Below are 25,824 nucleotides of genomic sequence, written 5' to 3'. Positions count from 1 at the left end.
CTATACTGGCGCCATGAGCAACTCAACCGTGCTGATCCTCGGAGCGTCCCGCGGCCTGGGCCTCGGGATGGCCGCCGAGTTCCGGGCCCGCGGCTGGAACGTCATCGGAACCGTCCGCAACGGCTCCCCCGACGCCCTCGCCGACCTCGACGTCACCGTGGAAACCCTCGACATCACCAGCCCGGACCAACTCGACGCCCTGCGCAGGCGACTCGACGGGCAGACGATCGACCTCCTGTTCGTCAACGCCGGCGTCGCGAGCACCGACGCACCGGCCGCATCGGTCTCCACCGAGGAGTTCGTCGACGTGATGGTGACGAACGTGCTGAGCCCGATGCGCGCGATCGAGGCGCTCGGCGACCTGGTGCCGCCGACCGGGACGATCGCGGTGATGTCGTCGCGGCAGGGCAGCATCACGCTCAACGACAACGCCGGGTACGACGTCTACCGGGCGAGCAAGTCCGCGCTGAACCAGCTGATGCGCTGCTACGCGGTGCGACACGAGGGCGACGGGCGCACGCTGCTCCTGGTCAACCCCGGCCACGTGCGCACCGAGCTGGGCGGGCCGGGCGCGGTGCGCACGGTCGCCGAAGCGGTGCCGCCGGTCGTCGACACGGTCGAGAAGCGCGCCGGAAGCGGCGGCTTCCACTTCGTGGACTACACCGATCAGGTCGTTCCCTGGTAGGCGCTCGCCCGGGCCTGCGCGGCGGTCGCGGCCGCGTCCTCGCCGAGCGCGCGGGCCAGTTCGGCCTGCTTGAGCCAGTTGTACGGGCTGCACGGGCGCACGTTCAGGCGTTCGCTGATCAACGTGCGGGCCAGCGGCAGCTTCTTCGCGCGCAGCGCGGCCTCCACCAGGGTCTTGTAGACCGCGTCCCGCTGCGCGTGGCTGCCGCCGAACTCGTTGACGTGATCGCGGATCGGGTAGAGCAGGTCCACGGTCTGCTCGTAGCGGGCCTGCCCGAACGCGAGGAGCGCCCGGCAGACGGGTAGCCCGACGCGGGCGGTCATCGCGTGGTTCGAGCCTTGCTGTTCGGTGTCGATCCACTCCGTGCGGCTGCGGATCAACGCCTCGGCCAGGTCGAACCGCCCCGCGCCGACGTAAGCCATCACGGCGTGGGCGTCGTTGAACGCGTAGAACGGGTGCTCGGCCCGGCGCTGCCACGGTTCCACGAGAGCGGCGAACCGTGCGGTCTGCCGATCGCCGGCCAGCGCGAAGCGCCAGAGCAGCGCGGCGGCGTCCAGCAGCTGCAGCGAGATGCCGTCGGGGTCGTACAGCACGGTGTCGTAGATCTCGAGCGCGCGGGCGTTGTCGCCTTTCTCCAGCGCGTACAGCCCGTAGTGCCACCAGTTGTGGACGTTGAAGAACGTGTCCTTCGACCAGTCGTCGAGCCGGTCGTCGAGGTAGCGGAGGCCGTCGCCGAAGCGCCCCTGCATCTCGTAGGTGTGCGCCACCGCGTGGATGCCCCAGACGTCCCGGGGGTCGCGGTCGACGGCCTCCCGCCCGACGTCCTCGGAACGGTCGTAGTGCCCCGCTTCCTCGAGGCCGAACGCGTACATGCCGAGCACGTTCGGGTAGTGGCGGTCGTCGGGATGCCAGGCGGAGAGCGCCCCGCCGATCCGGTCACGCAGGCTGACGGCGTCACCGGTGAAAAAATCGATCTGATGGCCGACGGCGAGCGCGAGGGCGTCCCGCGGGTACTCGACCGTGAGGTCGCGGAGCGTGCGGCCGGCGGCGTGGAAGTCACCGCCCGCGAGCTGGTTCGCCGCGTGCAGGTGGGCTCGTTCTCTCGGGTGCGTTTCACCCGGTCGGTAGGTCGCGAGGTACGCACGGGCCGCGACGGCGTCGTCGTGGTCGGTCGTGAGCAGGCCGAGGTAGGCCCGCAACGCGACCGCCATCGGGAACGTGGGGTCCTCGTCGAGCGCCGCGCCGGACTCGGCGACGACCTCGGCGCGGAAGTGCAGCAGTTCGTCGACCGCACGGTCGTAGTGGTCGAGCGCGGCGCGGTTCGCCACGGTCGTCGGCAGGCCGTGCTGGTCGACGCCCATCGTCGTACTCCGTGTCCTAGAGGCTCTCGTGGTGGTCGCGGTCTTCGTGGACTTCGTGGCCGGCGGTGCTCAGCACGGTGGCGGCCTTCTCGGCGTGGGACGCGGGGACGAGCACCAGGTCGGCGTCGTAGGTGGATGCGGCGAACACCGGGAGCCCGGCCTCCCCGAGCGGCGCGAGGATGCTGAGCAGCATCCCCGGCACGTCGAGCTCGTGCGACGACTGGCCCTGGAACGCACGCCAGCCGTCGGCGGCGTCGGCGACCGTGCGGATCACGGTGAGACCCTGCGGAGCGCGGACCAGCGCGACCCAGTCGGCGGAACCGACGATGTCCTCGCTGTCGTGACGCTCGATGGCAAACAGATCTGGTCGAAGATGGAGTTTCTGGGGTACGAACGTCGACATTCGTCGAGCGTAGAACGACCGGGTCGACCGCGCCCGCCGTCACCACGGCCGTGACCACGCCGTGTCCGGGGCGGGGATCAGCGGGTGGGGCGGCGGTGGCCGGTTTCCCAGGCCCAGGCGGCGATGCCCACCCGGTTCGGGACGTCGAGCTTCTGCTGGATGTGCGCGAGGTGGGTCTTCACGGTGCCGGCGGTGATGTAGAGGTCGGCGCCGATCTCGGCGTTCGTCTTGCCGTCGGCGACGAGCGCGACGATGTCGAGCTCCCGGTCGGTGAGCGGGTTGGCGTCCGCCGTGCGTGGGCTGAGCTCGCGCAGCAGCCGCACGGTGATCTCCGGACTGATCAGCGCGTCGCCCGCGGCCGCGGCCCGGACCGCCGCGGCCAGCAGCGCGGCGCCGGAGTGCTTCAGCAGGAACCCGCAGGCCCCGTTGCGCAGCGCCGTGTGCACGTAGGCGTCCAGGTCGTAGGTGGTCACCACGACCACCTTGATCGTCGGCGAGAGCACCTTGGTCAGCTCCAGCCCGTCCAGGCCCGGCATGCGGATGTCGACCAGCGCGACGTCGGGCTTGTACTCGTCGGCCAGCTCCAACGCGCGCGTGCCGTTCTCCGCCTCCGCGACGACGCGCATGCCCGGCGCGGCGTTCAGAATCGTCCGGAAGCTGAACCGAACCGCTTCCTGGTCGTCGGCGATCAGTACCCGGATCACGACGGCAGCTCCAGGCGCACGGTCCAGCGGTCGCCGTCGGGGCCCGCGCTGAACGTGCCGCCGGCCGCTTCGACCTCGTCGGCGAGACCGGCCAGGCCGTACCGGAGCCCCGGGCCGCGCGGTCTTCGGGTGGACGGAAGCGGGTTCGTGATCACGAGCGTCACGCCGCCGCCGTCGCCGTGTTTCTCGGCGTTGCGGAGCGCCTCGGCGATCACCCGCTGCACGACCGGGAGCTCGGGCTGCGGAATCGGCCGGTCGGCCTCGCCCTCCCGTAAGACGTGGATCGAACGCTGCATCGAGGCGAGTGCCCGGGTGCCGTCGGCCTCGATCCGGTCGAGGACGCTCGCCACGTCGCCCGCTCGCTCCCCGAGCAGGACCTTCGCCGCCTGCGCCTGGAGCACCATCGCGCTCACGTCGTGCGCGACACCGTCGTGCAGATCCGCGGCCAGCCGCACCCGCTGGACCCGCCGCGCGTTCGTGACGGCGGCCGCTCGCCGGCCGTCCAACTGACGCAGGTAAAGGCCTGAACCCGTGCCGACCAGGCCCGCCAACGACCAGAACACGCACGCGCCGACGGCTTCCCAGCCGGTCATCACCGGCGCGCCGGTGGTCTGCAGGATCAACGTGGACTCGACGAAGACCCCCGCCGGCGCGACGGCCACCACCCAGGCCGGAGGGCTCCAGCGGCAGAGCAACGCGAGCAGGACCATCAGCACCGCGGTGAGTTCCAGCGACCAGATGCCCCCGCCGATCGTCGGGTTCGGGAGCCAGCTCGCGACCCCGGCCGCCGTGGCGACCACCACGGACGCCGCCGCCGGGCCGATCCACCAGCGGGTGTTCGGCCACGCCCCCACCAGCACCGCGAGCACGACCACACCGACGACCGTCGGTGTGTCCCGCGCGGGGCGGAACTCCGGTGAGACGACGAGCGCCAGCGCCAGTGCGGCGAGCGCCACCACCGCGCTGCCGATCGCCCGTGACCTGGTCATCCATTCACGATAGAGGGGGGCACCGACAGTTCGCGTCTGCCGATCGGGAGATGGGCGGGGACGGCCGGGAAGTCGCACCGTCGAGGGCATGGTGATCCTCGTTCCGACCGCCGTCTGGTGTGTCGCTTATGGTCTGATGTCGCTCGCGTGGGCGCTCGGCGCACCGGGCTTCCCGTTCGGCGACGGCGATTCGCGGGGCCGCGAGATGGGCAGTCTGCTCGCCTCCGCGCACCCGGTCCCGACCGGCGTGGCGCTGGGGTGCGGCGCGCTGATCGCCGCGGCCACCGCGGTGTGGGCGATGCGCCGCCCCGGCCGCGCACCCGGGGTCGTACTCCTGGTGTGCGCGGCGGCGTTGCTCGCCGTCGTGCCGGACGTCCGCCTGCTGCAGAACCTCGCGTACAGCTTCAGCGGCTTCTTCGGCCTGGTCGACCGGCCGGTGCTCAACCAGGCCCTGTGCGTGCTGGGTGCGGGTCTGCTCGCCCGCTCCGCGGTCGTGCTGCTACGACCGGCGGCCGTCGACGCGGGGCGCTGGCTGACGATCGGCCGCTGGGCGACGCTCGTCGCGGTGCTCGCACCCCTCCCCTACGCCCTGCAGCGCGCGGCCTGGAACCTCGGCCTCCCCCTGGGGGTGTCCCAGCGGTTCGTCGACGATCTGGCCGCTGACGTCGCCGCCAAAGGCCTCCCCGCGGCGGCGGCCTGGATGCTGGTGATCCCCGACGTGGTGGGTGTGCTGCTGACCCTGGGTCTGATCATGCGGTGGGGCGAGAGGTTTCCCCGCTGGGTGCCGTTGCGCGGCGGGCGGAGCGTGCCGGTGTGGCTGGCGGTGGTCCCGGCCTCGGTGGTGTCCGCTGCGGTGACGATCGCGGGGTTGGTGGTCATCCGGTTCGCGGTGGAGGGCGGCTCGGTGTCGGCGACCGCGGCGCCGGGTTTGCTATGGCTGCCGTGGGGGTTGGCGCTGGGCGTGGCGACGTACGCCTACGCGGAACGCCGCCGAGACTCGGAATCGTCGACGAATCGCACGACCGTCGGCGCGGTCTCGACGAATCGCGCGGATTGAACGCTCCTCACCCGGTGTGATCGCCGCTCCGGCCGGTGCGCTCGCCGATCGTGGCCCGGAAGAGGGCGGGGTGGTCGTTGATTCCGGGGCGTTCGTTGATTCCGGGGTCGTCCTCAACCGCGTCGCGCCCCCGCCGATCTGTTCGGCGGGGGGTCCGATGACCGAGGGTGTGGTTTCGTCGCCGCGGGAGCGTCTCGCGGTGGTGGCCTTCGTCCTCGGTCTGCTCGGGTTCCTGGGCGGGTTGCCGTACCTGGACATGTACGGCATCGGCTTCGCGTTCATCCAGCCCGGGCTGACCCCGGGACTCGTCCTGGCGACGTGCTCGGTAGCCGCGGTGGTGCTGGGCCCGATCGCCTTCCGGCGCTGCGAACGCCGGCGGCGCCGCGGCTCGTCGCTGGCCCTGGCCGGCCTGATCGGCGGCGCGCTGGGGCTGCCGGGCCTGATCGTGGCCATCAGCGTGCTCAGAATGGCCGACGAGGGTGGGTTGACCGCCGACTTCACGAGTTGGTGCTGGTAGGCCCGATCGTGACGCCATGCGGTCGGTCCCGGGACAAGAGGTACGTCCTCGTCGGCGCGGGCTACGTGGTTGTTGTCGCCGCCCTGGTGGTAGCGGCTGGTGCAGTTCAGGACTCGCGCCCAGTCGCTCCTCTTCTTCACGAATGGGCAACACGCGTCGGAGTAGTTGGCATATTCGCCCTGGCAGCGACAGTCAACGCGGTGATCGTCGGCTCCCTTCGAAGAAGGAAAGTCGAGCGCCGTCCTCAAAATCCTAGATAGCTTCGCTGCAGGGACTCAGTCGTCGTCGCGTTCCAGCAGCGCGCAGGGACGAGGCGTATGCCGTCCGCGCCCAACGCACAGCGGTCCCGGCATCCACACGCCCGATGGCGTCTCGCTACCCGGCGATGACGGCGATCGCAAAGAATAGCCCGAGCAGCACGGTATGACGTGCGATCCATCGAATGACTACCTGCATGACCGCCCTATCGGCCGATCAGCCACGAAGCGGATCGTTCACGGCCGAGTGGCGCTGCACGGGGGGCAAGGCACACGCTTGGCGGCGGCTAGTCGTACCAGAGTTGGAGGTAGTGCATTCGTCGGCCGCTCTCGTCCGTCAGCCGGGAAAGATCTTCCTCGGCACGCTTCACAGCCGATCACTGAAGCCCCCCGTGGTCATCGTCGCCCCAGCTGATGCCGTCGCCAGCTACGTGCGATCGTCTGCCGCCGCCGCGCGAGCGCTGTATACCGCCGTGGGTACCCAGGAGGGCGGCGTGCGCCTGCTCCTGGTCCACATCACCGAGGAAGTGAGGAATCTCGGTCGTCGGCCAGCGCGAACCCGACCTGTCGGGCCTCGACCTCGACGGGGAGTACCACTGGACGGCCGACCGCTCCGACCATTTCTGACCGGCCAGGGCGGCGGACGAGTCGGCCTGTACACCGGGGTCTGTCTGGGACGACGCCCTGACCAGCCGTTTCGTCATCTCCTCATCCGTCAGGGCGCCGCTAGGGCGTCCGCACCCGGCTCCCTGAGCCGGGCCTCACCGCGCTGCGGCCAGCGAATGACGAACATGAATGAATGGGTTCACGTTTTTTTAATATGCGACGCAGGCAAGGCGAACCAGGCGGCGATGGCGGCGGAGCCAGCGGTGACGAGAAGAAGCGTTGCCTGCGCTGCGCTCGGCGGGCTGTCCCAACCGCTAGCCGGTGAAGCCGTCAAGCTAACAAGCGTAGGAATGAGCACCCACCACACGGGGCGCCGACCTCTTGGTCGGCGCGGACTCCACGACGGGCGCGCCATGCGCCAAGTATGAGCTGGTCTCGCCACAATTTGGCCGACGTCAACGCAAAACGAAACGGTCGAGTAGTGGCGTGGCCACAGTGATTCCTGTGTCTGCGCATTCTCACGCAGCCCGCAGCGGAACGCCGAACAGGGAATCGATCGCGGTTCGGGTCCGCTCCTCGCTCGACGGCATGAGGTGCGTGTAGATCCGGAGGGTGAAGCCCGGGTCGGCGTGGCCGAGGTAGGTCGCCAGTGCCCGGACGTTCTCCCCCGCGTCGAGCAGCGTCGAGGCGTAGAAGTGCCGCAGCGCGTGCACACCGGTCGCCCGGGTATGCGGGATGCCGACGGCCGCGAGCGCCGGATGCCAGACCTTGCTGTTGAAGTGGCTCCGATTGATCGCACCCCGCCGCGACGTGACGAAGACCAACGGCACGGTCACGCGCTCGTCTCCGAACGGGTCCTCCCACGGCAGCGTGACGCTCACCGTCGGGAACTCGGCGAGATGCGCCCGGAGCGCCGCTGCGATCGACGCGGGCAGCGGCACCCGGCGATCCTTGTCGTTCTTCGGGAGCCCGAACACGAGCCGCGAGTAGACCCGCTTCACCTGTCGCCGGACGTGCACCCACCCGCCGACGAGGTCCAGGTCGTCGACGCCGAGCCCGAAGATTTCGCCCTGTCGCATGCCGCACCCGCCGCCGAGGTCGACGACCGGCCGGTAGCGCGGAAGCAGGTTCGCGCGGATTGCCGAAACGTCGTCGTACGTCCACGGGATCACCCGACGCTCGACCGGCCGAGGCTGCTTCACGGACTTCGCCGAGCACGGATTCTTGGCGATCCGCTCGTCGTCGACGGCCGCCGTCAAGATCATGCGCAGGTAGGCGAACGCGACCGACCGCGTGTCTTGCGCGAGGACGCCGGCCAGCTCGCTATCCCACTCCGCGACCGCGCTGGGCTTGATCGACGACAGCGGCCGGGAACCGAAGAACGGCAGGATGTGCTTCCGCACCCGTACTTCGAGGCTCTCCATCGTCGACTTGTCGTAGGTCCGGGTCCGTAACCACGTCTCGGCGAACTCGCCGAACAGCATGCAACCGGCCGCCGGGTCGATGAACGTTCCCCGGTGCTTGTCCGCTTCGACGGTGGCCATGAACGCTTCGGCCGCCTGCTTGGCCCGGTCGGGAAACGACTTCTTGCGCTCGCGCCCGTCCGGACCGATGTAGCAAACTCGATACCGCAGCCCGGTGCCGTACAGCGTCGTCCGCGCCATGACCGGTTTGCCTCGCGCGTTCAGCACGAGCTTGCCGTCGTCGTCGTGTTGCGGTGTGAACCAGCGATCTTCGATGTGGGCCATCAGGCGACCTGCGCTTTCACCCAGGCACGGACGTCCGCCGGTTCGTAGCGGAGGTGCCGGCCGACCCTCGCGGCCGGTGGGCCGGTCCGGTGCTTGCGCCAGCGGTAGAGCGTCTCGACCGGTACGCCAAGGTAGTGGGGAGACGTCCTGGACGGTCCAGAGCCGGTCGGAGAGCGACGGGGCATCGGTGATGGCTGAAAACAGTGGCCTTCGTCGTCATGGCGTCGTCTCCCCGGTCAGGCGGCGTGGGCGATTGCCGAAAAGTCGGCGAGGGCTTCTTGGGCGTGGGCGTACTCCTGTCTCCAGCGGAGGCGGTCAGTGAGCGTGCGCATCAGCAGGGATGCGACCGGTGGGCAGTCGTCATCAGTGGGTCGGGCACGTTCCCAGACGTAGCCGTCGGCGTTCTCGACCTGTTTGCCGACAGCGCCGAGGACGCGGAGCACGTGGGCTTTGCGGTCGGCGCGGTGGTCGGTGAGCGTCTTGCCGGACCACTTCCGGGAGACCAGCACCCGCCGGCCGACGAAGCCGAGCGTTTCCCGGCGGTGGGCTTTGCCGGAACACCGACCGGGAACCAGACCGGCTTTCGCGTTCCGGGGCTGGACGCCGTAGAGCAGCCAGTTCGCGCACCGTTCCGAGCACGGTTCGTAGCGAAGCGCGGCGGCGAGCCGGTCGACGTGCGCTTTCTGAGCGTCGGTCTCCGCCGCCCGACGTGGCGTCGACTATCTAACTCCACGTAGGCTGCGTGAGATTCTTAGAGTCACGTCACTACCCGGCGAGGGGTCGAGGTGCGGCGACCTCCTGATTAGTACTATGACAGAAGGCCGCCACTTTACCAAAGAATGACAAAATAGTTGCCTCGATTAGGCTTAGGGAGTTTCACCTAGCACTTCGCGAAGAGCCTCGTCCAAGACTGTTTCCACCTGCAAAGCATTGCCGCGCGCCGCGTCGAATAGGTCCCGCAGGATCGGAGTATAAGGGTGCTCCTGCATACCTATACTGTCATAGGCGGACTCTAGCGCCTCGACCGGCGTACCCCTAGAATTGCTCAATGTGAGGCGATAACGCTCCTCGTCTCGGCGAGTTCGGACCATACTAATGGTCAAACTTGAATTGCCACCCGGATACAGAAAGGTATCCTCGTTATCCGTTTCCTCCCAATTAAGCGCACCTTTATTAGTTTGAGACAATAGTGCTCGAGCGAGAGAAATCATCTTGTCCCGAACTTCTTCACGCATCTTATGCCTTTCGCCTTATTCGGCAGTACGGGAGGCGTATTCGCCGATCCAAAGCTCAATCGCGTCACAGCAGTCCGCAATAGCGACTCGCGCTCTTTTGCACGAATCCGCGATCGGCTGCTTTCCCGCTAGGATACTTTCGCCAGCTGTCGAGGCGAGACCTATGCTCTTCCGCAGCCGCTGCACCACTTCCTCTGGGACGTCGTCGCTCGCCTGTAGCAAGCCAGCAGCGTTAGCCCCTTGCTGACGCCAGTTACGCAAAAATCGACGGACCAGCAATCCGTCGCCAGCCTCTACCGCCATCTCAAGTTCCGCTGAAATCCACCTCAGCTGAGGTGCTACCCCCATTAGTCGGTTCGCTCTCAGCTGTCTCTCTGTACTTCTGACGGCCTTCGTCGCCGCCTTGGAGGCGTCAGTTGCCGACTTCGCCTGCCACCAGGTTATGGCGAGGCCAATCAGCGCCAACGGCAAACCCGCGAAGGTTATCCAGTCGACCCAAGTAAGGTCGCTGAGCGGCTTAGCCAGCGCAAGCACGTCCCCCACGGTCCCGAACCTTAGCCGACTGCAATCCCTAGAGCGCCCAGTTCGACGATGCCTAACTGCCGGATTGTGCTCTTTAGGATCAAGGGCCGGGCCTGCGGCCCGGCCAGCGCGCCTCCTCTCCGTCTGTCGACGCCGTCGGCGTTTCGCGGCCGGAGCATGCGGCCTCCGGCCGGTCACCGGCCGCGCCGCCACGGCGTCGCACACGACGTGCGACGGCTGACCACCGCCGGCGATCCACCCGCCGTACCGGCGCGCTCAAATCGACAAGCAGGCGCTCAGGCTCCGGGGATGAGGCATCCCGCCTACCGTCGACCCAGGGCAAGCCGAGCAGACCGTCACCGGGGCCGCCATCCTCTCGACGCACAGCGGGCGACGCGAAGGCACGCGGCGGCCCCACTGCCGGCCCGCTCCCGCGAGCGGTGGGTCGACGGCAGACGGGATGCACGAAGGGCGAATCTCAGGGCGTCTACAGGGCGTCAGGGCGCGCCCAGGGCGTCAGATGACGGCCGGAGCCGACCAATGTCGACCGACGTCCACCCAACGAACCGGGAGGTCAGAGCCCCAAGCCGCCCCTCGACCAGAGGGGCGGCGGACGAGTCGGCCTGTACGCCGGGTCCTGTGGCCGGAGCGCCTTGCGGCATTGCTCCGGCCGGCGGTCATCCATCTCGGCCTGCCGTTGCCGACAGGCTCTAGCGGTCTACCCGTGAACTCGGGCGAGCCGCCCTCGAACGTTCACGCAGAGCGACCGGAGTCGCTCCTCTTGACCTTGCTCCGGGTGGGGTTTACCGAGCCGCCCCGGTCACCCGGGGCGCTGGTGGTCTCTTACACCACCGTTTCACCCTTACCGACCGCGTGAAGCGACCGGCGGTTTGTTTTCTGTGGCACTGTCCCGCGGGTCACCCCGGGTTGCCGTTAACAACCACCCTGCCCTGTGGAGCCCGGACGTTCCTCGGCAGTGTCTCCGAAGAGACGCTGACGCGACCGCCCGGCCGACTCGTCCGCCGCGCGCATGATGATACGCAACATGGAAAGAACACAGTGATGCACCTGTCGCTGCCCGCCATCGGGCTGCTCGTGGTCGCCGGTCTGGCGGCCGGGATCGTCAACGGAATCGCCGGGGGCGGGTCCCTGCTGACGTTCCCGGCCCTGCTCGCGGCCGGTCTGCCGCCGGTCTCGGCGAACGTCACGAACTCGGTGAGCGTCGCGCCGGGGTACCTGTCCAGCGTCTACGGCAGCCGGCGGGAACTCGCCGGCCAGAAGCGGCGGGCGTGGACGCTCGTCCCGATCGCGGTCGTCGGCGCCGGTATCGGCTGTGTGCTGTTGCTGATCACACCGGGTGACATTTTCGAGTACATCGTCCCGTTCCTGGTACTCGGGGCCACCGCGGTGCTCGCGTTCCAGGACCAGCTGAAAGGCCTGGCCCGGCGCGGCCGGACCACGACGATGGTGGGCCTCACGTTCGTCGGCTCCGCGTACGGCGGCTACTTCGGCGCGGCGCTCGGCGTCGTCCTGGTCGCGGTGCTGGCCCTCGTGATCGACGAGACGCTGCAGCGGGTGAACGCGCTGAAGAACGTGCTCAGCGCGACGGTCGGGCTCGTCACCGTCGCGGTCTACGCGCTGTTCGGCCCGGTGAGCTGGCTCGGGGTCGCGGTCACCGCGCCCGCCACCATCGTCGGCGGCTACCTCGGTGCGAAGCTCGCCAAGAAACTCTCGGCGCAGGCCCTGAAAATCACGGTCGTCGTCTTCGGCACGGTGATCGGCCTCGTGCTGCTCTACCGGGCGATCTGGTAGAGCAGCACGAGCCGAGCTCAGGTGGACGACGTCTTGCCGTCCGCCACCAGCTCCGGAATGTCGTGCACCTTCGGGTCACCCTGCTCGGCGGTGTAGTCCGACGGCTTGGTGAGGTCCTCGCCGTCCGGCACCTTGCCCGCACGCAGGCCCCACGTCACCAGCATCGCGACGATCAGGTTCACCGCCACCGCGAGGAACCCGGTGTAGATCGTCCACTTGGTGTCGAGGCCCAGTTCGGAGAGCTTGAACGCCGAGCCGCCGAAGTGTTCCCGCTTCGTCGCCGGGTTCGGGATCGTCCAGAGCATCCAGAAGCCCGCCGCCATGCCGGCGGCCCAGCCCGCGACCAGACCCCACTTGTGGAACCAGCGGGTGAACACGCCCAGCGCCACCGCGGGCAGCGTCTGCAGGATGATCACACCGCCGATGAGCTGCAGGTCGATCGAGTACTGGGTGTCCAGGCCGAGCACCAGGATCACGGCGACGAACTTCACCGCGAGCGACGCCAGCTTCGACACCCGCGCCTCCTCGGCCGGGGAGGCCGACGGGCGGATGTACTCGGTGTAGATGTTGCGCGTGAACAGGTTCGCGGCCGCGATCGACATGACCGCCGCCGGCACCAGCGCACCGATCCCGACCGCGGCGTGCGCGATCCCGGTGAACCACGAGGGGAACGCCCAGTCGAACAGCAGCGGCACGACCGTGTTCCGGTCACCCGCGACGCCGGCCTCGGGATCCGCCCCGACCGGCACGATCTTCGCCGCGATGGCCATCAACCCGAGCAGCGCCAGGAGCCCCAGAACGAACGAGTACGCCGGCAGCGCCGCCATGTTGCGCTTCACCGTGTCCCGTGACCGGGCCGCCAGCACCCCCGTCAGCGAGTGCGGGTACAGGAACAGCGCCAACGCCGACCCGAACGCCAGCGTGATGTAGTTCAGCTGGTTGTTGGCGTTGAGCAACAGCCCGGAACCCGCCGCCTGCGCGGCCGGCGCGCTGAATTTCGCCCCCGCGGCCTCGAAGATCGCGTCCCAGCCGCCGAGCTTCGCCGGGATCACGATCACCGCGACGATGACCGTCAGGTAGATCAACGTGTCCTTGACGAACGCGATGAGCGCCGGTGCCCGCAGCCCCGAGTTGTAGGTGTAGATGGCCAGGATCAGGAACGCGATCGTGATCGGCCACTTGCCTTCCACGCCCATCGCCTTGAGCACGGCCTCGATGCCGACCAGCTGCAGCGCGATGTACGGCATCGTCGCGACGAAGCCGGTGATCGCGACCAGCAGCGCCAGCGTGGACGAGCCGAACCGGGCGCGGACGAAGTCGGCCGGGGTCACGAACCCGTGGACGTGCGACACCGACCACAGCCGCACCAGCGGCAACAGCACGATCGGGTACAGCACGACCGTGTACGGCAGCGCGTAGAAGCCCAGCGCGCCGGCGCCGTACATCAGCGCGGGCACCGCCACGAACGTGTACGCGGTGTAGAGGTCACCGCCGAGCAGGAACCAGGTGATCCAGCCGCCGAAGTTGCGGCCGCCGAGCCCCCACTCGTCGAGGTGTTCCATGCTCTCGGGCCGGCGCCAGCGTGACGCGACGAAGCCCAGCACGCTGACGAGCGCGAACAGAATGCAGAAAATGACCAGCTCGGTGACTTTGACGTCCATGGTTCACCGCCCCCGCGTCTGGCGGTAGACGACGAGCGTCACGATGACGCTCAGCACCACGAACAGCAGCTGCAACCAATAGAACCGCGGAATACCCCAGAGGGTGGGATCCGTCCCGTTGTAGAGCATGGGGATCAGCGGAACGATGATCGGTATCAACAACAGCCAGTACCAGTGGTTACGGTCGGACCGGGCCGGTGGCTCCGGGGGCCGTTCCTCTGTAGTGGACATGTGGCGGTCTCCTCACGTGCGCGCTGTGACGAGCTGCAAGTGACACAGGCCACAAGACACTAGCCCGCAGACCTCGCCCGAGGAACCGATGCCGCGCTCAACGGCCTACGCGGCGCGCCCGGCGGTCGGCGCCGGTTCGCTGCTCCTGCGCCGCGAGGCTGAGGTGTGGGGCGCCGTCGCGGCCAGCGGCGGGACACCGGACCACGACGACGAGTGCGGGGCGGGTGTCGCCATGTTCTAGGTGAGGTGGTGGGTGTCGTTCACCAGGCGCACGCTGGCCGGGCCGTCGGCGTACCAGTCCACCTCGGAGACGCCGGTGACGTCGAGTTGCAGGCGGTACAGCATGATCGGCGGCGCTTCGAGCGCGAACCGCAGCAGCGTCTTCAGCGGCGTCACGTGCGACACCACGACGAGCGTCTTGCCCTCGTGCTCGGCGAGCAGACGGTCGCGTGCCCTGGTCACCCGCTCGGCGACCGCGGCGAAACTCTCCCCGCCCGGCGGCGCGACCCCGTCGGACCCCAGCCACGCACTCAACGCCTCGGGATCGGCGGCGTGGATCTCCGCGAACGTCAGGCCTTCCCAGGCTCCGAAGTCCGTCTCGACCAGGTCCTCGTCGACGATCACGTCGAGCCCGGCGGCCTTCGCGATCAGCTCGGCGGTGTGCCGCGCCCGGCGCAGCGGCGAGCTGACCACCAGGTCGAGCCCTTCGCGCGCCCCGAGTCTGGCCGCCACCCGCTCCGCCTGCGCGACCCCGTCCTCCGACAGCTCGACGTCGCCCCGCCCGGAGAACCGTTTCTCCGGCGAGAGCACCGAGGACGCGTGCCGGACCAGCACCGTCGTGGTGGCCGTGCGTTGCGGCCCCCGGCTCCATCCCGGCGCTTTTGCCGACGCCGCCCGAGTCGCCACCGCTCGCATGTCCGGTGCGGCACCGATCGCCGACGCCTCCGCCGGTGCGGTCGCGACCGAGCCGGTACCCGGCGCCGTTTCGCCGTCGAGCGCGGGCGCCGCCTCGACGTCGTCACCGGTGTAGTTGGCCTCGATGATTTCGCCGTCCATGGCGGCGTTGGCCAACGCGTCGGCGGCACCGTTCTGCGCCCGGGGAATCCAGGTGAGCGTGGTCTGCGGGAACGAACGCAGCAGCTCGGTGGCCCGGGCGACGAGCGGCTTCAGGTGCGGCTGCTTGACCTGCCAGCGCCCCGAGCACTGCTCGATGACCAGCTTGGAGTCCATCCGGACGTCGACCTGCTCCGCCCCGAGCTCCCGCGCGGCCTCGAGCCCGGCGATCAGCCCCGAGTACTCCGCGACGTTGTTCGTCGTGACGCCGAGCCCCGCGGCCCGCTCGGCCAGCAGCGCGCCGGTGCCGGCGTCGAGCACGACCGCGCCGTACCCGGCGACCCCCGGGTTGCCCCGGGACCCCCCGTCGGCCTCGACGACGACGTGGCGCGGACTCACAGCCCGGACTCCCCCGTCCGCACCAGGATGCGGCGGCACTCCTCGCAGCGCAGCACCTCGTCCTCGTCGGCCGCGCGGGCTTCCTGCAGGGCCGTGCCATACAACTCGATGCGGCACCCGCCGCAGCGCCGGGCCCGCAGCGCGGCGGCGCCGATGCCCCCGCTGGACGCGCGGAGCTTCTCGTAGAGCGCACGCAGGTCCTCGGGGATCGAGGCGGCGATCGGCTCCCGCTCGGCGGTGCGCGCGGCGACGTCGGCGTCGATCTCGTTCTCGATCGCGTCGCGCCGGACCTCCAGCGCGGCCAGACCCTCGTTCGCGGCGTCGAACCGGTCCTGCACGCCGGAGCGGACCGAGTCGGCGTTCTCGCGCTCTTCCATCAGCACCAACTCGTCGTCCTCCAAAGCGGACTGGCGGGCGCCCAGCGAATCGACCTCGTGCTGCAGCCGCTCCAGCTCCTTCGCCCCGACCGCGCCCGACTGCATCCGCTGCGTGTCGCGCTCGGCCCGTGCGCGGACCTGCTCGACCTCGTTCTCCAGCCCGCGGATCTTCCGGTCGAGCCCTTCCACCACCGACTCGGCACCGGCCAGCTCGTCGCGCAGCTCGGCCAGCGACGCGGCGGTCTTCTCGATCTCGGCGTGTTCGGGCAGCGTGCGCTTCTTGTGCGCGAGCTGGTCGATCGAGAGGTCGACCGCCTGCAGGTCGAGCAGGCGGAGCTGATCTGCGGCAGGGGCCTTCACGATGCTCCTTCTCGTGGGTGATCCGGCACCACGGCACGGGTCCACGGATCGGTGACGAGGTCGGATACGAAGGTCTCCACCGTAGCGGGCCCGACCGACGAAACGAGGGCGGCGGCCGCCTGGGCCAGCCAGGGCTGCTCGGTGGCCCAGTGGGCGGCGTCGAGCAGCGCGGGACCGCCGGACTCGGCGTGCTCGGAGGCCGGGTGGTGGCGCAGGTCGGCGGTGAGGAACGCGTCGACGCCCGCACCGGTGGCGTCGCCCAGGTAGGAATCGCCGGCACCGCCGCTGACGGCCACCGTGCGCACGACGCGACCGGGATCGCCGGCCAGGCGGACCCCGCCCGGCGTCGCCGGCAGCACGCGCGCGGCCAGCGCGGTGAGGTCCGCGGCGGTCAGCGGCTCCGGTAGCGTGCCGATCCGCCCGATACCGAGGTTCGCGGCGTCCGGGCGCGGGTGCAGCGGGCGCAGGTCACGCAGGTCGAAGCGGGCGGCGAGCGCGTCGGAGACGCCGGGGTCGGCGGAGTCGGCGTTCGTGTGGGCGACGAACAGGCCGGCACCGGCCCGGATCAGGCGGTGCAGCGTGCGCCCCTTGGGCGTCGACGCCGGGATCGCGGTGACGCCGCGCAGCAGCAGCGGGTGGTGCGCGACGAGCAGGTCGGCGCCCCACTCCAGCGCCTCGTCGACGGTCGCCGCGACGACGTCGACGCAGAAGTAGACCTTGCGCACACCGGCCGACGGGTCACCGCACACCAGCCCGACCGCGTCCCAGCTCTCGGCGAGTTCCGGCGGGTAGAGCCGGTCGAACACGGTCGTGACGTCGCTGATGGTGACCACGTCAGCAGGCTAGTGCGTGCCGGATCACCGCCTCGGGGTCACCGGCGTGGTAGATCCGCTCGGAGGGCTCGATGTTGTCGAGGAACTCCTGGTACCGGACCGCGTAGGCGAGGTGGGCCAGGGGTTCGGCGAGGCGCAGCGCCTCGGCCGGCCGCGATCCCGGCGCGGCCTGCTCCCAGGCCGAGACCCAGACGCGCCGCGCGGTGTCCCGCCGCTCCGGCGGCAGGTAGTCGATCGCCCGCAGCCCGTCCTGGACCGGGTTGCCCCAGCACGCGTCGGCGAAGTCCAGGATCCGGGTCCCGCGCCAGTTCCCGGGGTGGAAGTCGCCGTGCACGAACGTGTCGGGCAGCCCGCACCCGTCCAGCGCGCTCCACCGGGGCGCCAGCGCCCGTACCCGCTTCCGCTCCTCGTCGGTGAGGTCGAGCCGCCCGAGCACGGCCTCCACCTGCGCCGCGAGCACCTCGGACGTGCGGACGCGCAACCCGCCGCGGACGGTGACCGCGGCCTGGGCCGCCACGAACCGGCGGACGGTGGTCTCCACCTGGGCGTCGGTCGCCTGCCACAGGTCCTCACCCGGGACGTCGGCGAGCAGCACCCGGCCCGGGGCGGAGGCCAGCACGCCGGGCACCAGGTCCGGGTCCACGGAGGCCAGCACCGCGATCGCCGCGGCCTCGTCGGCGGCGAACGGCGGGGTCGCCTTGAGCCAGGCGTGGCCACCGGCCACCGGCAGCCGCCACAGCCCGGCGAGGTTCCATGTCTTGTGCTGGACCGGCCGCCCGGTCAGCCGCACGTGCGAGGAGGCCCAGCCGAGTAGCTCCGCGACCCCCGCCGCGGTGGCCCACGGGAGCCGCAGCGGTTCGTCGGCGACGGGGAACGCGGTCGGCCGCAGCGCGATCGCCGGCCGGGCCGAGGCCTCCACCTGGTAGCGCACGTGCCCGTCCCGGGCCCCGTCCCCGCCGACGACGTCGAGCAGGCGCAGCACGGTGACCGGAACGCCCAGGACCTCCTCCAGGCCGGCCACCACCGGCCCCACCTCGGCCCACCACTCCGGCGAGACCGCGAACGGCCCCACTTCCCCGAGGCGCTCGCTCCCGAGCGTCACCACCGCGCTGAATGTCCGAGCCACCGGTCGAGGGTCCCAGCCCGACCCAACCGAATTCAGGCCGGGCGAGGCGTCAGGTGCGTACTCAGGAAGTCCGCGACCTTGTGCACGTACACCACCCGGTTCGGCTTCTTCAGCAGGACGTGGCCTTCGTCCTCGAAGCGCAGGTACTGCACCGGCGCGTTCCGCGCCTCCAGGGCCGCCACCGCCTGCTCGGCCTCGTAGAGCGGCACGTTCGTGTCGTTCGTGCCGTGCACCACCAGCAGCGGCGCGGTGAGGCGGTCGATGCGGTGGATCGGCGAAAGCTCGCGGAGCAGCTCGCGGTCGTCCTCGGGATGGCCGTACTTGCTCACCGCGGCGGCCGCCACCCACGGCTCGGTGCGCTCGTAGAACGTCTGCAGGTCCGACATCCCGCAGGTGTCGACCCCGACCGCGAACAGGTCGGGGAACCAGGTCAGCGCCACCAGCGTGAGGTAGCCGCCGTAGGAACGCCCGAACACGCCCAGCCGTCCCGGCGCGGCGATCCCGGCGTCGAGCAGGTACCGCGCGCAGGACCGGACGTCCTCGATGCCGTCGTGGCGCTTCTCGACGTTGTCGGCGTTCACGAACGCCCGCCCGAACCCGGACGACCCGCGGACGTTCGGCGCGAACACGGTGATCCCCCGCGACACCAGCTCGCGGAAGAGCGGGTTGTAGACCGGCCGCTCCTGCGCCTCGGGACCGCCGTGGAAGTGGATGACGGTGGGCCCGGGAGCCCCGGAACCGGGGTACAGCCACCCGGTCAGCTCCAGACCGTCGTGCGCCTCGAACCGGTGCAACTCCGGCGCGATCGACGCCGCCGGCAGCGGCGGTGGATACGTCACCGGCTTCGCCGCGCCGGACGACACCTCGACCGTCCAGATCGTCGGCGGCAGCGACGGGCCCTCCGCGGTGAGCGCGAGCGTCGAGGCGTCCCCGGACAGCGACAGGTGGCCGACCACGTCCCCGGGCAGGTCGGTGACGGCCCGCTGCTCCCCGGTACGCAGGTCGAGCAGCGAGACCTCGCTGCGGCCCCCGAACACGTTCCAGAGCAGCGCGGCCAGCGTGCCGTCCTCGCTGAGCGTGAAGTACTCCAGCTCGGCGTCGTCACGCGACGCGACCACCCGGGGAACGCCGTCGGTGCCCAGCGGCACCGCTACCAGCGCCGGCAGCGAGCGCCCGACGTCGGTGCGCACGTAGACCAGGTCAGCAGCGAAATGTCCGACGTCGGTCGAGCCCTCACCCTCTCCCGGGTACAGCCGGTGCGACGAACCGGACTCCACGTCGACGATCTCGAGCCAGCGTGCGCTCCGCGGCCCGCAGCGCACCAGCGCGGAACGGCCGTCGCGGCTCACGTCGACCGCGGCGCGGAGGTCGGCCTCGCCGACCGTGACCCGCCACCCGGTGGACGGGTCGATCAGGTGCGCGGCACTCCAGCCGATCGCGTCGGCCTCGGCCACGGCCAGCGACGCACCGTCGTGGCTCCAGTGGCCGAACCACCCGTTCGTGCGGCCGAACCCGCCGATCTGGTGCAGGTCGGTGCCGTCCGGACGGATCACCCAGATCTCCGTCCGGTCGGACCCACCGGGGGCGATCAGCACGGCGATCCAGTCGCCCCGCGGTGACCACCGCACCTGCTCCACTGGCTCGGGTCCGGTCTCGATCAGGACCGGATCCCCACCGCCGACGGGACTCGTCCAGAGCCTCGGCTCTCCGCTCCGGTCCGACACGTACGCGATCGTGTCGCCGGACGGGGAGAGCGACGGCCCCCAGCTGGCCGGCGCGGCTGCGGGATCCGCAGCGTACGGCGCAGCAGCCGGAAGAGCCCCGTCGTCGATACCAGTGGTCATCCAACTCCCTTCGTCTGCAACCACATCTCCAGCAACCCCAGCTGCCAGAGCGCGTTGGACCCGAGCGTCGTCCGGGTCTCGTTCGGTTTGTCGAGCAGGGCGCTCACCTGCCCGCGGTCGAAAATTCCCCGCTGCCGGGCGGCGTCCGACGTCAGAGCGTCGGCGACCTGCTCCAGCAGCGGCCCGGACAGGTGCCGGATCGCCGGTACGGGAAAATACCCCTTGGTCCGGTCGATGACTTCGTCCGGTACTACCCCTCGCGCCGCGGCCTTGAGGATGCCCTTGCCGCCGGACGCGAGCTTGAGCCGGGGCGGACACGCCGCCGCCAACTCCACCAGCTCGTGGTCCAGGAACGGTACCCGGGCCTCGAGCCCCCACGCCATGGTCATGTTGTCGACCCGCTTGACCGGATCGTCCACCAACATGATCTGGCTGTCGAGGCGTAACGCGGCATCAATCGTCTCTTCCGCCCCCGGAACTGCGAAATGCGCCTGCACGAACGCCTTGCTGACGTCGGTCGCGAGGCGCCAGTCGGGCTGGAGCAGATCGTTGAGCGCGTCGTGGCCCCGGTCGAAGAACACGTTCCGGTACGCGTCCAGCGCGTCCCGGCGGGGCACGTCGGAGAGCGGCGGGTACCAGTCGTAACCAGCGAAGACCTCGTCCGCGCCCTGGCCGGACTGGACCACCTTCACGTGCTTGGCGACCTGCTCGGACAGCAGGTAGAACGCGACGCAGTCGTGGCTGACCATCGGCTCGCTCATGGCCCCGATCGCCGCGTCGACGGCCGGCACCATGTTCCGGGTCTCGATCCGGATCTGGTGGTGGTCGGTGCCGAACCGCTCGGCGATCAGATCGGAGTAGACGAACTCGTTGCCGCTCTCGCCGCCGGCGTCCTCGAACCCGATGCTGAACGTCTGCAGGCCGGTCTGGCCCGACTCGGCCAGCAGCGCGACGACGAAGCTGGAGTCGAGCCCGCCGGAGAGCAGCACGCCCACCGGCACGTCGGCGACCATGCGCCGCTCCACCGCGAGCCGCAGCGCCGCGAGCGTCCGTTCGCGCCACTCGTCGTCCGTGAGCTCCGTTCCCCGGGTGTGCTCGGGCTTCCAGTAGAGGATCTCGTCGGTGGTGCCGTCCGGCTCGATCACCCGGATCGTCGCCGGCGGCAGCTTGCGCACCCCGTTGAGGATCGTGCGTGGCGCCGGCACCACCGAGTGGAACGTCAGGTAGTGGTGCAGCGCGACCGGGTCGACCGAGGTGTCCAGGTCACCGGCCGCCACCAGCGCCGGTAACGTCGACGCGAAGCGCAGCCGGCCGTTGGTCTCGGACAGGTACAGCGGCTTGATGCCGAGCCGGTCCCTGGCCATCACCAGCCGGCCGCTCTCCCAGTCGCTGATCACGAACGCGAACATGCCGAGGAACTTCTCGACGCAGCGCTCGCCCCAGCGGTGATAGGCCTTGAGGACGACCTCGGTGTCCGACGTCGAGAAGAACCGGTATCCGGCGGCCTTCAGCTCGTCACGCAGCTCGCGATAGTTGTAGATGATCCCGTTGAACACGAGCACCAGCCCGAGTTCCTCGTCGACCATCGGCTGCGCGCCGGCTTCGGACAGGTCGATGATCTGCAGGCGGCGATGTGCCAGGGCGAGTGGCCCCTTGGACCAGTACCCGCCGCTGTCCGGCCCCCGGTCGATCAGGCTCGGCACCATCCGGGCGACCGCGTCGACGTCCGCGGCCCTCCCGTCGAGACGAAACTCTCCGCCGAATCCGCACATCGAGTTCTCTCCTTAACTTCGACTACAAAATCCAGGTGTCCTTGGCACCGCCGCCGCGCGAGGAGTTGACGACCAGGCTGCCTTCCGGGGCCACCCGGGTCAGCGCGGCCGGAGCCACGGTCGGGTTCTCCCCCATGAAGACGAAGGCCCGCAGGTCGACGTGGCGGGGCGTGAGCCGGTTACCGTCGAAGACGGGGTGCGTGGACAGGTGCATGGTTTCCTGCGCGATCCAGCGGTGCGGAGCGGCCTTGATCTGTCGCCGGACCGCGTCGAGCTCCTCCTCGGTCGCGCGCGGGCCGATCAGCACCCCTTCGCCGCCGTACCCGTCGACCGGCTTCACCACCAGCTCGCCGAGCCGGCGGAGCACCTCGTCGCGCTGCTCCGCATCACCGCAGAGGTACGTGGGCACGTGCGCGAGGATCGGCTTCTCACCGAGGTAGTACTCGATGAAGTCGGGCACGTACGCGTAGATCGCCTTGTCGTCGCCGACCCCGTTGCCGGGCGCGTTCGCGAGCGTCACGGTGCCGGCCCCGACCGCGGACAGCAGCGGCGGTCCGAGCGGCCGCCCGTCACCGGCCGGCGCGTGCACCAGCGTGTCCTCGTCCAGCCGCAGGTAGATCACGTCGACTCGGCGACGGGTGCCGTGCCGGTGCAGGTAGACCGTGCGGTCGTCGACGACCAGGTCGGTGGTGCGCACGACCGGCACGCCCATCTCCTCGGCCAGGAGCTGGTGCTCGAACCAGGCCGAGTCGACCGGGCCCTGGCTCAGCACGACGATCTGCGGGCTGGTGGACGTCCGCGGCGGCGCGGCCGCCTCCAGCGTCGAGCGCAGTAACGCCGGGAGCGTCTCCACCGAGTGCAGGCCGGCCGGGCGCGGCAGGTCGGGCCAGATGTGATCGGTCAGGCGCCGGTTGGCCACCGAGTACCCCAGGCCGGAGGGCACCCGGAGGTTGTCCTCCAGGACGCTCCAGTTGCCCGCGGCGTCGTGCACCAGGTCCATGCCGGCGATGTGGGCGCGCACCGGCTGCCGGATCAGCGCGGCCAGCGGCAGCAGCCCGGGGGCGCCGTCGACGACCCAGGCCGGGATGACGCCGTCCTCGACGACCTCCCGGTCGGCGTAGACGTCCTTGAGGAACGCGTCGAGCGCCCGGGCCCGCTGCACCAGGCCCCGGCCGAGCGCCTCCCAGTCCTCGCCGGACACGATCCGCGGGATGACGTCGAGCGGGAACAGCCGGGCGGTGGTCTCCCCGGCGACCCGGAACGTCATCCGGTGCGAACGCTGCTCGGCGTCGCGCTCCTTCTCCCGGTCCCGGATGCCGCCTGCCCCGAGCCGTTCGAGCAGCTGCAGCATCGGTTCGTAGACCGGCACCACGCTTCCGTCGGACGCGATGACCTCGTCACCGCGGGCCTGTTCCTGCTGGTAGCCGGCGAGCAGTGCCTCCTGGCCCCCGAACCCGCCCACGGTCACCGCGCCACCGGCGCGGGTCTCGGCCAGCAGCATGTCGACGACGTCGGCGAGGCGGCCGCGGCGGGCGAACACGCGCCGCTGACGGTCGGCCGCGCTGCCGCGGGCGAGCGCCTGGCCGGCCAGCGCCGACACGTACTCCCAGTCGCCGGCGGCTTCCAGCTGGGGGCGCAGCGAGCCGACCAGGCTCCTGATCGCCTCACCGGCCGGCACCGGGCGCGCGAAGCCGGAGAGGTCGACGAGGTCGCCCTCCAGACCCGAGCGGGCCGCGCGCCACATCGCCGCGCGCTGCAGCGGACCGCGGATGCGCGTCAGCGGATAGCGGTTGGCCACCGCGTCGCGCTCGCGCCGCACCAGGGCCCGGAACAGCCCGGCCAGCAGCACGACGGTGTCGACGGACGGGCAGGCGTCGGTGACCCGGAGCTCGATCGTGGGCACGTGCGCCGAGGGCCGCACGTCGAAATAGATCATCCCGGGGTCGGTGATCGTGCCGGAGGCGATCAGCTCGGCCACCAGCGAGTCGTGGTCCTCGGCCGTCTCGACCAGCCCGCTGGCCCCGGCCGTCGGCCACCGCTGCCAGAGCAGCGACCGGATGCTCGAGTAGCCGGTGTCCTCCCCCATCCAGAACGGGGAGCTCGCGGAGATCGCCAGCAGCGCAGGCAGGTACTGGGAGACGCGCTGGGCGACCGCGACCGCCACGTCCCGGTCGGGGATGCCGACGTGCACCTGGGCGCCGCAGATCAGCTGTTCGCGCGCGAGGAGCTGGTAGTCGTCGAGCATGCGTTCGAACCGCGCGTTCGGGGTGACGGCGAGCTCCTCGACGTCCACCAGCGGGACCGTGCCGGCCGCGACGATGCCCAGGCCGAGCGCGTCGGCGACCTGGCAGGCCTGCCGCCGCAGCGCGATCAGTTCGTCGCGCAGGCGCTCGAGGCCGATGTGCACCTTGGTGTTGGTCTCCAGCACGGAGCGGTGCAGCTCCGGCGAGAACGAGGCGGCCGGGAGGTGGTCGAGGATCTCCGGTGCGCGCGGTACGAGCTCGCGGCTGTCCAGGTCGACGACGTGGAACTCCTCCTCGACGCCGAGGTTCAGCAGTTCCGGTGCCGGGACCGCCGCCGCGTCCGCCAAGTCACGAGTCACCACGGCGTCACGTTCTCCGCTCACCTACCCACCACCTTCGCGCGTGCCGCCGTGCGGCGGCTGGATCTGCGAGAACCGATGGTTTCCGGCTTGCGTACCTGAGCCGTGAGGTGCCGGTAAATTCCCCGCAACACATGGACCCTCACTCTCGCCCGTTTCGTCCCGCACATTTCGAGAACCAGGTCTCATGGTGCCCCCGGCGGACCACTGCGAACCGTGTTCCGCTGCGGCACGAGTCACTCTCCGCGTGCGTGGATTTTCTGTTTTGGGGGCATTCAAGTCCGTGGGGGTGGGGCTCATGACACGGGTGATGTTGCTGGGAGCGGACGGTTTTGTCGGTGCACACGTCGGGGCGCGGCTCGCGTCGGAGCCGGAGGTCGAGGTCACCACCGTGACCAGGCGCGGTGACGTCGACGCCGACGTGCGGCTCGACCTCGCCGAGAGCCCCGTCGCGGTCGCGCACACGCTCCGCGACGCCGCACCGGACGTCGTCGTCAACTGCGCCGGGTCGACGGCCGGGGAGGCGTCGTCGCTGGCCGCGAACAACCTGGTCGCGGTCGGCAACCTGGTCGACGCCGTGCTGACGGCCGGCCGTCCGCTGCGTCTCGTGCACCTCGGGTCGGTGGCCGAGTACGGGCGGATCCCGGCCGGTGCGGCCGCCCGGGAGGACTCACCGGAACGTCCGGTGACGCCGTACGGGCTCACCAAACTCGCCGCGACGCACCTCGTCCGCACGGCCGCCGCGGCCGGGGTGGACGCGGTGACGCTGCGCGTGACGACCCCGATCGGACCGGACGCACCGGTCTCGACGCTGGCCGGCCGGCTCGTCGGGCAGCTACGTCAGATCGAGGCCGAGGGCGCGGGCGGGGTCACGACCGGCCCGCTCGACGACGTCCGTGACTTCGTCGACATCCGCGACGTGGCCGAGGCGGTCGTGGCGGTGGCGTTGCGGCCCCGGGGACGCGCCGCGCTGCCCTCGGTGCTCAACGTCGGCAGCGGCGTCGCGACGCCCACCCGCGACATGGTGAGCGCTCTGCTCGCGCTGGCCGGCTTCACCGGCGGCCTGCGCACCGACGGTGGCGGCGCCTCCCGCGAGACCGCACTGCCGTGGCAACACGCCGACATCACCCGGGCCGTCGAGGATCTCGGCTGGTCCCCGCGGCGCACGCTGGAGTCGTCACTCCACGATCTGTGGCACTCCGCGCTGGCTCCGTGCTGACGGCGACGCGCAGGCCGAGCAGGTGCCCCACCAGGTGACCTCGGCCTCCTCCAGGGTGAAGCCGTAGGTGTCCGCCGGGACCAGGCAGGGTGCCTCGCCGGTCGCGCAGTCGACGTCCTCGACCTGCCCGCACCCGCGGCAGACCAGGTGGTGGTGGTTGTCGGCCACCCGGGCCTCGTAGCGCCGCGCGCTCCCGGCGGGCTCGATCACCCGGGCCAACCCGCTCTCCACGAGCACTCCGAGCACGTCGTAGACCGCCTGGGTCGAGACCGCACCGAGGCGGGCGCGCACGGCGTCGGCCAGGGAATCGACGGTGGGATGACCACCGCGGGTCAGCTCCGTGAGCACGGCGAGCCGCGGGTTGGTGACGCGCAGCCCCGCCGAACGCAGGCGCTCGCGGTTCTCGTCGATCCTGGACACGGACGCGGAATACCTGCCTGGAACTCGTCCA

Annotated in this window: 21 protein-coding genes, 1 other RNA gene and 2 pseudogenes; 6 read left to right on the top strand and 18 right to left on the bottom strand. The window is 70.5% G+C overall.

All coding sequences use genetic code 11. From position 1 onward, the window contains the following. The first annotated feature begins 13 nt into the window (after nucleotides 1–13). Complete coding sequence (locus tag CRYAR_RS09360; protein WP_035849904.1) at nucleotides 14–685, top strand: SDR family oxidoreductase; 672 nt, start codon at nucleotides 14–16, stop codon at nucleotides 683–685. On the opposite strand, the gene CRYAR_RS09355 is transcribed toward CRYAR_RS09360, so the two are convergent. The 4 genes from CRYAR_RS09355 to CRYAR_RS09340 form a co-directional block, all read right to left on the bottom strand. Continuing rightward, entirely contained in the window at nucleotides 667–2,046 is a 1,380-nt protein-coding gene (locus CRYAR_RS09355; RefSeq protein WP_035849903.1) for a tetratricopeptide repeat protein, read from the bottom strand. The genes CRYAR_RS09360 and CRYAR_RS09355 overlap by 19 nt on opposite strands. Nucleotides 2,047–2,062: 16 nt before the next feature. Then, a complete protein-coding gene (locus CRYAR_RS09350; RefSeq protein WP_035849901.1) occupies nucleotides 2,063–2,449 on the bottom strand; it encodes an ACT domain-containing protein in 387 nt (128 codons plus the stop codon). Between the two features lie 77 nt (nucleotides 2,450–2,526). Further along, a complete protein-coding gene (locus CRYAR_RS09345; protein WP_211247358.1) occupies nucleotides 2,527–3,153 on the bottom strand; it encodes a response regulator transcription factor in 627 nt (208 codons plus the stop codon). After that, nucleotides 3,150–4,142: a sensor histidine kinase gene (locus tag CRYAR_RS09340; protein WP_035849899.1), complete on the bottom strand. Its 993-nt coding sequence runs from the start codon at nucleotides 4,140–4,142 to the stop codon at nucleotides 3,150–3,152. Before CRYAR_RS09340 ends, CRYAR_RS09345 begins: the two co-directional genes overlap by 4 nt. A 136-nt stretch (nucleotides 4,143–4,278) precedes the next feature. On the opposite strand from CRYAR_RS09340, the gene CRYAR_RS09335 reads away from it, so the two are divergent. Further along, nucleotides 4,279–5,199, top strand: a complete 921-nt coding sequence (locus CRYAR_RS09335; protein WP_157017532.1) for a hypothetical protein — start codon at nucleotides 4,279–4,281, stop codon at nucleotides 5,197–5,199. A gap of 16 nt (nucleotides 5,200–5,215) precedes the next feature. Beyond that, nucleotides 5,216–5,716: a hypothetical protein gene (locus CRYAR_RS09330; protein WP_035849898.1), complete on the top strand. Its 501-nt coding sequence runs from the start codon at nucleotides 5,216–5,218 to the stop codon at nucleotides 5,714–5,716. A gap of 1,381 nt (nucleotides 5,717–7,097) precedes the next feature. Here CRYAR_RS09330 and CRYAR_RS09320 read toward each other — a convergent pair. The 4 genes and pseudogenes from CRYAR_RS09320 to rnpB all read right to left on the bottom strand — a co-directional run bounded on the left by CRYAR_RS09320 (nucleotide 7,098) and on the right by rnpB (nucleotide 11,102). Continuing rightward, nucleotides 7,098–8,330 (bottom strand): tyrosine-type recombinase/integrase, encoded by a 1,233-nt coding sequence (locus CRYAR_RS09320; protein WP_483778245.1) that lies wholly within the window; start codon nucleotides 8,328–8,330, stop codon nucleotides 7,098–7,100. Beyond that, nucleotides 8,327–8,519 (bottom strand): annotated as a pseudogene (locus CRYAR_RS50635) (helix-turn-helix transcriptional regulator). The gene CRYAR_RS09320 and the pseudogene CRYAR_RS50635 overlap by 4 nt, the downstream one beginning before the upstream one ends. Nucleotides 8,520–8,563: 44 nt before the next feature. Further along, nucleotides 8,564–8,968 (bottom strand): annotated as a pseudogene (locus CRYAR_RS50630) (replication initiator); the annotation flags it as partial. A gap of 1,726 nt (nucleotides 8,969–10,694) precedes the next feature. Beyond that, nucleotides 10,695–11,102: RNase P RNA component class A (gene rnpB / locus CRYAR_RS44460), an RNA gene on the bottom strand. Between the two features lie 44 nt (nucleotides 11,103–11,146). Between rnpB and CRYAR_RS09310 the strand changes: the two genes are divergently transcribed. Beyond that, on the top strand, nucleotides 11,147–11,896 hold the full coding sequence (locus CRYAR_RS09310; RefSeq protein WP_035849890.1) for a sulfite exporter TauE/SafE family protein: 750 nt from the start codon (nucleotides 11,147–11,149) through the stop codon (nucleotides 11,894–11,896). 17 nt (nucleotides 11,897–11,913) lie between these two features. Here CRYAR_RS09310 and mctP read toward each other — a convergent pair whose 3' ends face one another. Further along, a complete protein-coding gene (gene mctP, locus CRYAR_RS09305) occupies nucleotides 11,914–13,557 on the bottom strand; it encodes a monocarboxylate uptake permease MctP (protein ID WP_035849888.1) in 1,644 nt (547 codons plus the stop codon). Nucleotides 13,558–13,560: 3 nt separating this feature from the next. Then, nucleotides 13,561–13,788 (bottom strand): DUF3311 domain-containing protein, encoded by a 228-nt coding sequence (locus tag CRYAR_RS09300; protein ID WP_035849886.1) that lies wholly within the window; start codon nucleotides 13,786–13,788, stop codon nucleotides 13,561–13,563. Nucleotides 13,789–13,876: 88 nt separating this feature from the next. Here CRYAR_RS09300 and CRYAR_RS46915 point away from each other — a divergent pair, with 88 nt between their 5' ends. Then, nucleotides 13,877–14,029: a hypothetical protein gene (locus tag CRYAR_RS46915; protein WP_157017528.1), complete on the top strand. Its 153-nt coding sequence runs from the start codon at nucleotides 13,877–13,879 to the stop codon at nucleotides 14,027–14,029. Here CRYAR_RS46915 and CRYAR_RS09295 read toward each other — a convergent pair. The 7 genes from CRYAR_RS09295 to CRYAR_RS09265 are packed head-to-tail and all read right to left on the bottom strand — an operon-like array spanning nucleotide 14,026 to nucleotide 24,154. Then, nucleotides 14,026–15,240 (bottom strand): bifunctional RNase H/acid phosphatase, encoded by a 1,215-nt coding sequence (locus tag CRYAR_RS09295; protein ID WP_035849885.1) that lies wholly within the window; start codon nucleotides 15,238–15,240, stop codon nucleotides 14,026–14,028. The genes CRYAR_RS46915 and CRYAR_RS09295 overlap by 4 nt on opposite strands. Beyond that, on the bottom strand, nucleotides 15,237–15,977 hold the full coding sequence (locus CRYAR_RS09290) for a zinc ribbon domain-containing protein (RefSeq protein WP_035849884.1): 741 nt from the start codon (nucleotides 15,975–15,977) through the stop codon (nucleotides 15,237–15,239). The genes CRYAR_RS09295 and CRYAR_RS09290 overlap by 4 nt, the downstream gene beginning before the upstream one ends. After that, entirely contained in the window at nucleotides 15,974–16,810 is an 837-nt protein-coding gene (locus CRYAR_RS09285) for a Nif3-like dinuclear metal center hexameric protein (RefSeq protein WP_051569961.1), read from the bottom strand. The genes CRYAR_RS09290 and CRYAR_RS09285 overlap by 4 nt, the downstream gene beginning before the upstream one ends. 1 nt (nucleotide 16,811) lies before the next feature. Further along, entirely contained in the window at nucleotides 16,812–17,936 is a 1,125-nt protein-coding gene (locus CRYAR_RS09280; RefSeq protein WP_157017526.1) for an aminoglycoside phosphotransferase family protein, read from the bottom strand. A 32-nt stretch (nucleotides 17,937–17,968) separates the two neighbouring features. Next, the gene (locus CRYAR_RS09275; RefSeq protein ID WP_035849882.1) at nucleotides 17,969–19,780 is read right to left on the bottom strand and encodes a S9 family peptidase; all 1,812 of its coding nucleotides are present in this window, start codon (nucleotides 19,778–19,780) and stop codon (nucleotides 17,969–17,971) included. Next, nucleotides 19,777–21,552, bottom strand: a complete 1,776-nt coding sequence (locus CRYAR_RS09270) for an N-acetylglutaminylglutamine amidotransferase (RefSeq protein WP_035849881.1) — start codon at nucleotides 21,550–21,552, stop codon at nucleotides 19,777–19,779. Before CRYAR_RS09270 ends, CRYAR_RS09275 begins: the two co-directional genes overlap by 4 nt. A 22-nt stretch (nucleotides 21,553–21,574) precedes the next feature. Then, nucleotides 21,575–24,154, bottom strand: coding sequence for a carboxylate--amine ligase/circularly permuted type 2 ATP-grasp protein (locus tag CRYAR_RS09265; RefSeq protein WP_211247357.1), 2,580 nt, complete (start codon nucleotides 24,152–24,154; stop codon nucleotides 21,575–21,577). Nucleotides 24,155–24,452: 298 nt separating this feature from the next. On the opposite strand from CRYAR_RS09265, the gene CRYAR_RS09260 reads away from it, so the two are divergent. After that, entirely contained in the window at nucleotides 24,453–25,373 is a 921-nt protein-coding gene (locus CRYAR_RS09260; RefSeq protein ID WP_035849880.1) for an NAD-dependent epimerase/dehydratase family protein, read from the top strand. On the opposite strand, the gene CRYAR_RS09255 is transcribed toward CRYAR_RS09260, so the two are convergent. Then, nucleotides 25,332–25,784 carry a transcriptional repressor gene (locus tag CRYAR_RS09255; RefSeq protein ID WP_035861482.1) on the bottom strand — a complete coding sequence of 151 codons (453 nt, stop codon included), beginning with the start codon at nucleotides 25,782–25,784 and terminating at the stop codon, nucleotides 25,332–25,334. The genes CRYAR_RS09260 and CRYAR_RS09255 overlap by 42 nt on opposite strands. Nucleotides 25,785–25,824: the final 40 nt, after the last annotated feature.

It is taken from the genome of Cryptosporangium arvum DSM 44712, from assembly GCF_000585375.1.
Classification (GTDB): domain Bacteria; phylum Actinomycetota; class Actinomycetes; order Mycobacteriales; family Cryptosporangiaceae; genus Cryptosporangium; species Cryptosporangium arvum.
The sequence above is the reverse complement of the archived record's forward strand: the minus strand, read 5'-3'. Positions and strand labels throughout refer to the sequence as shown.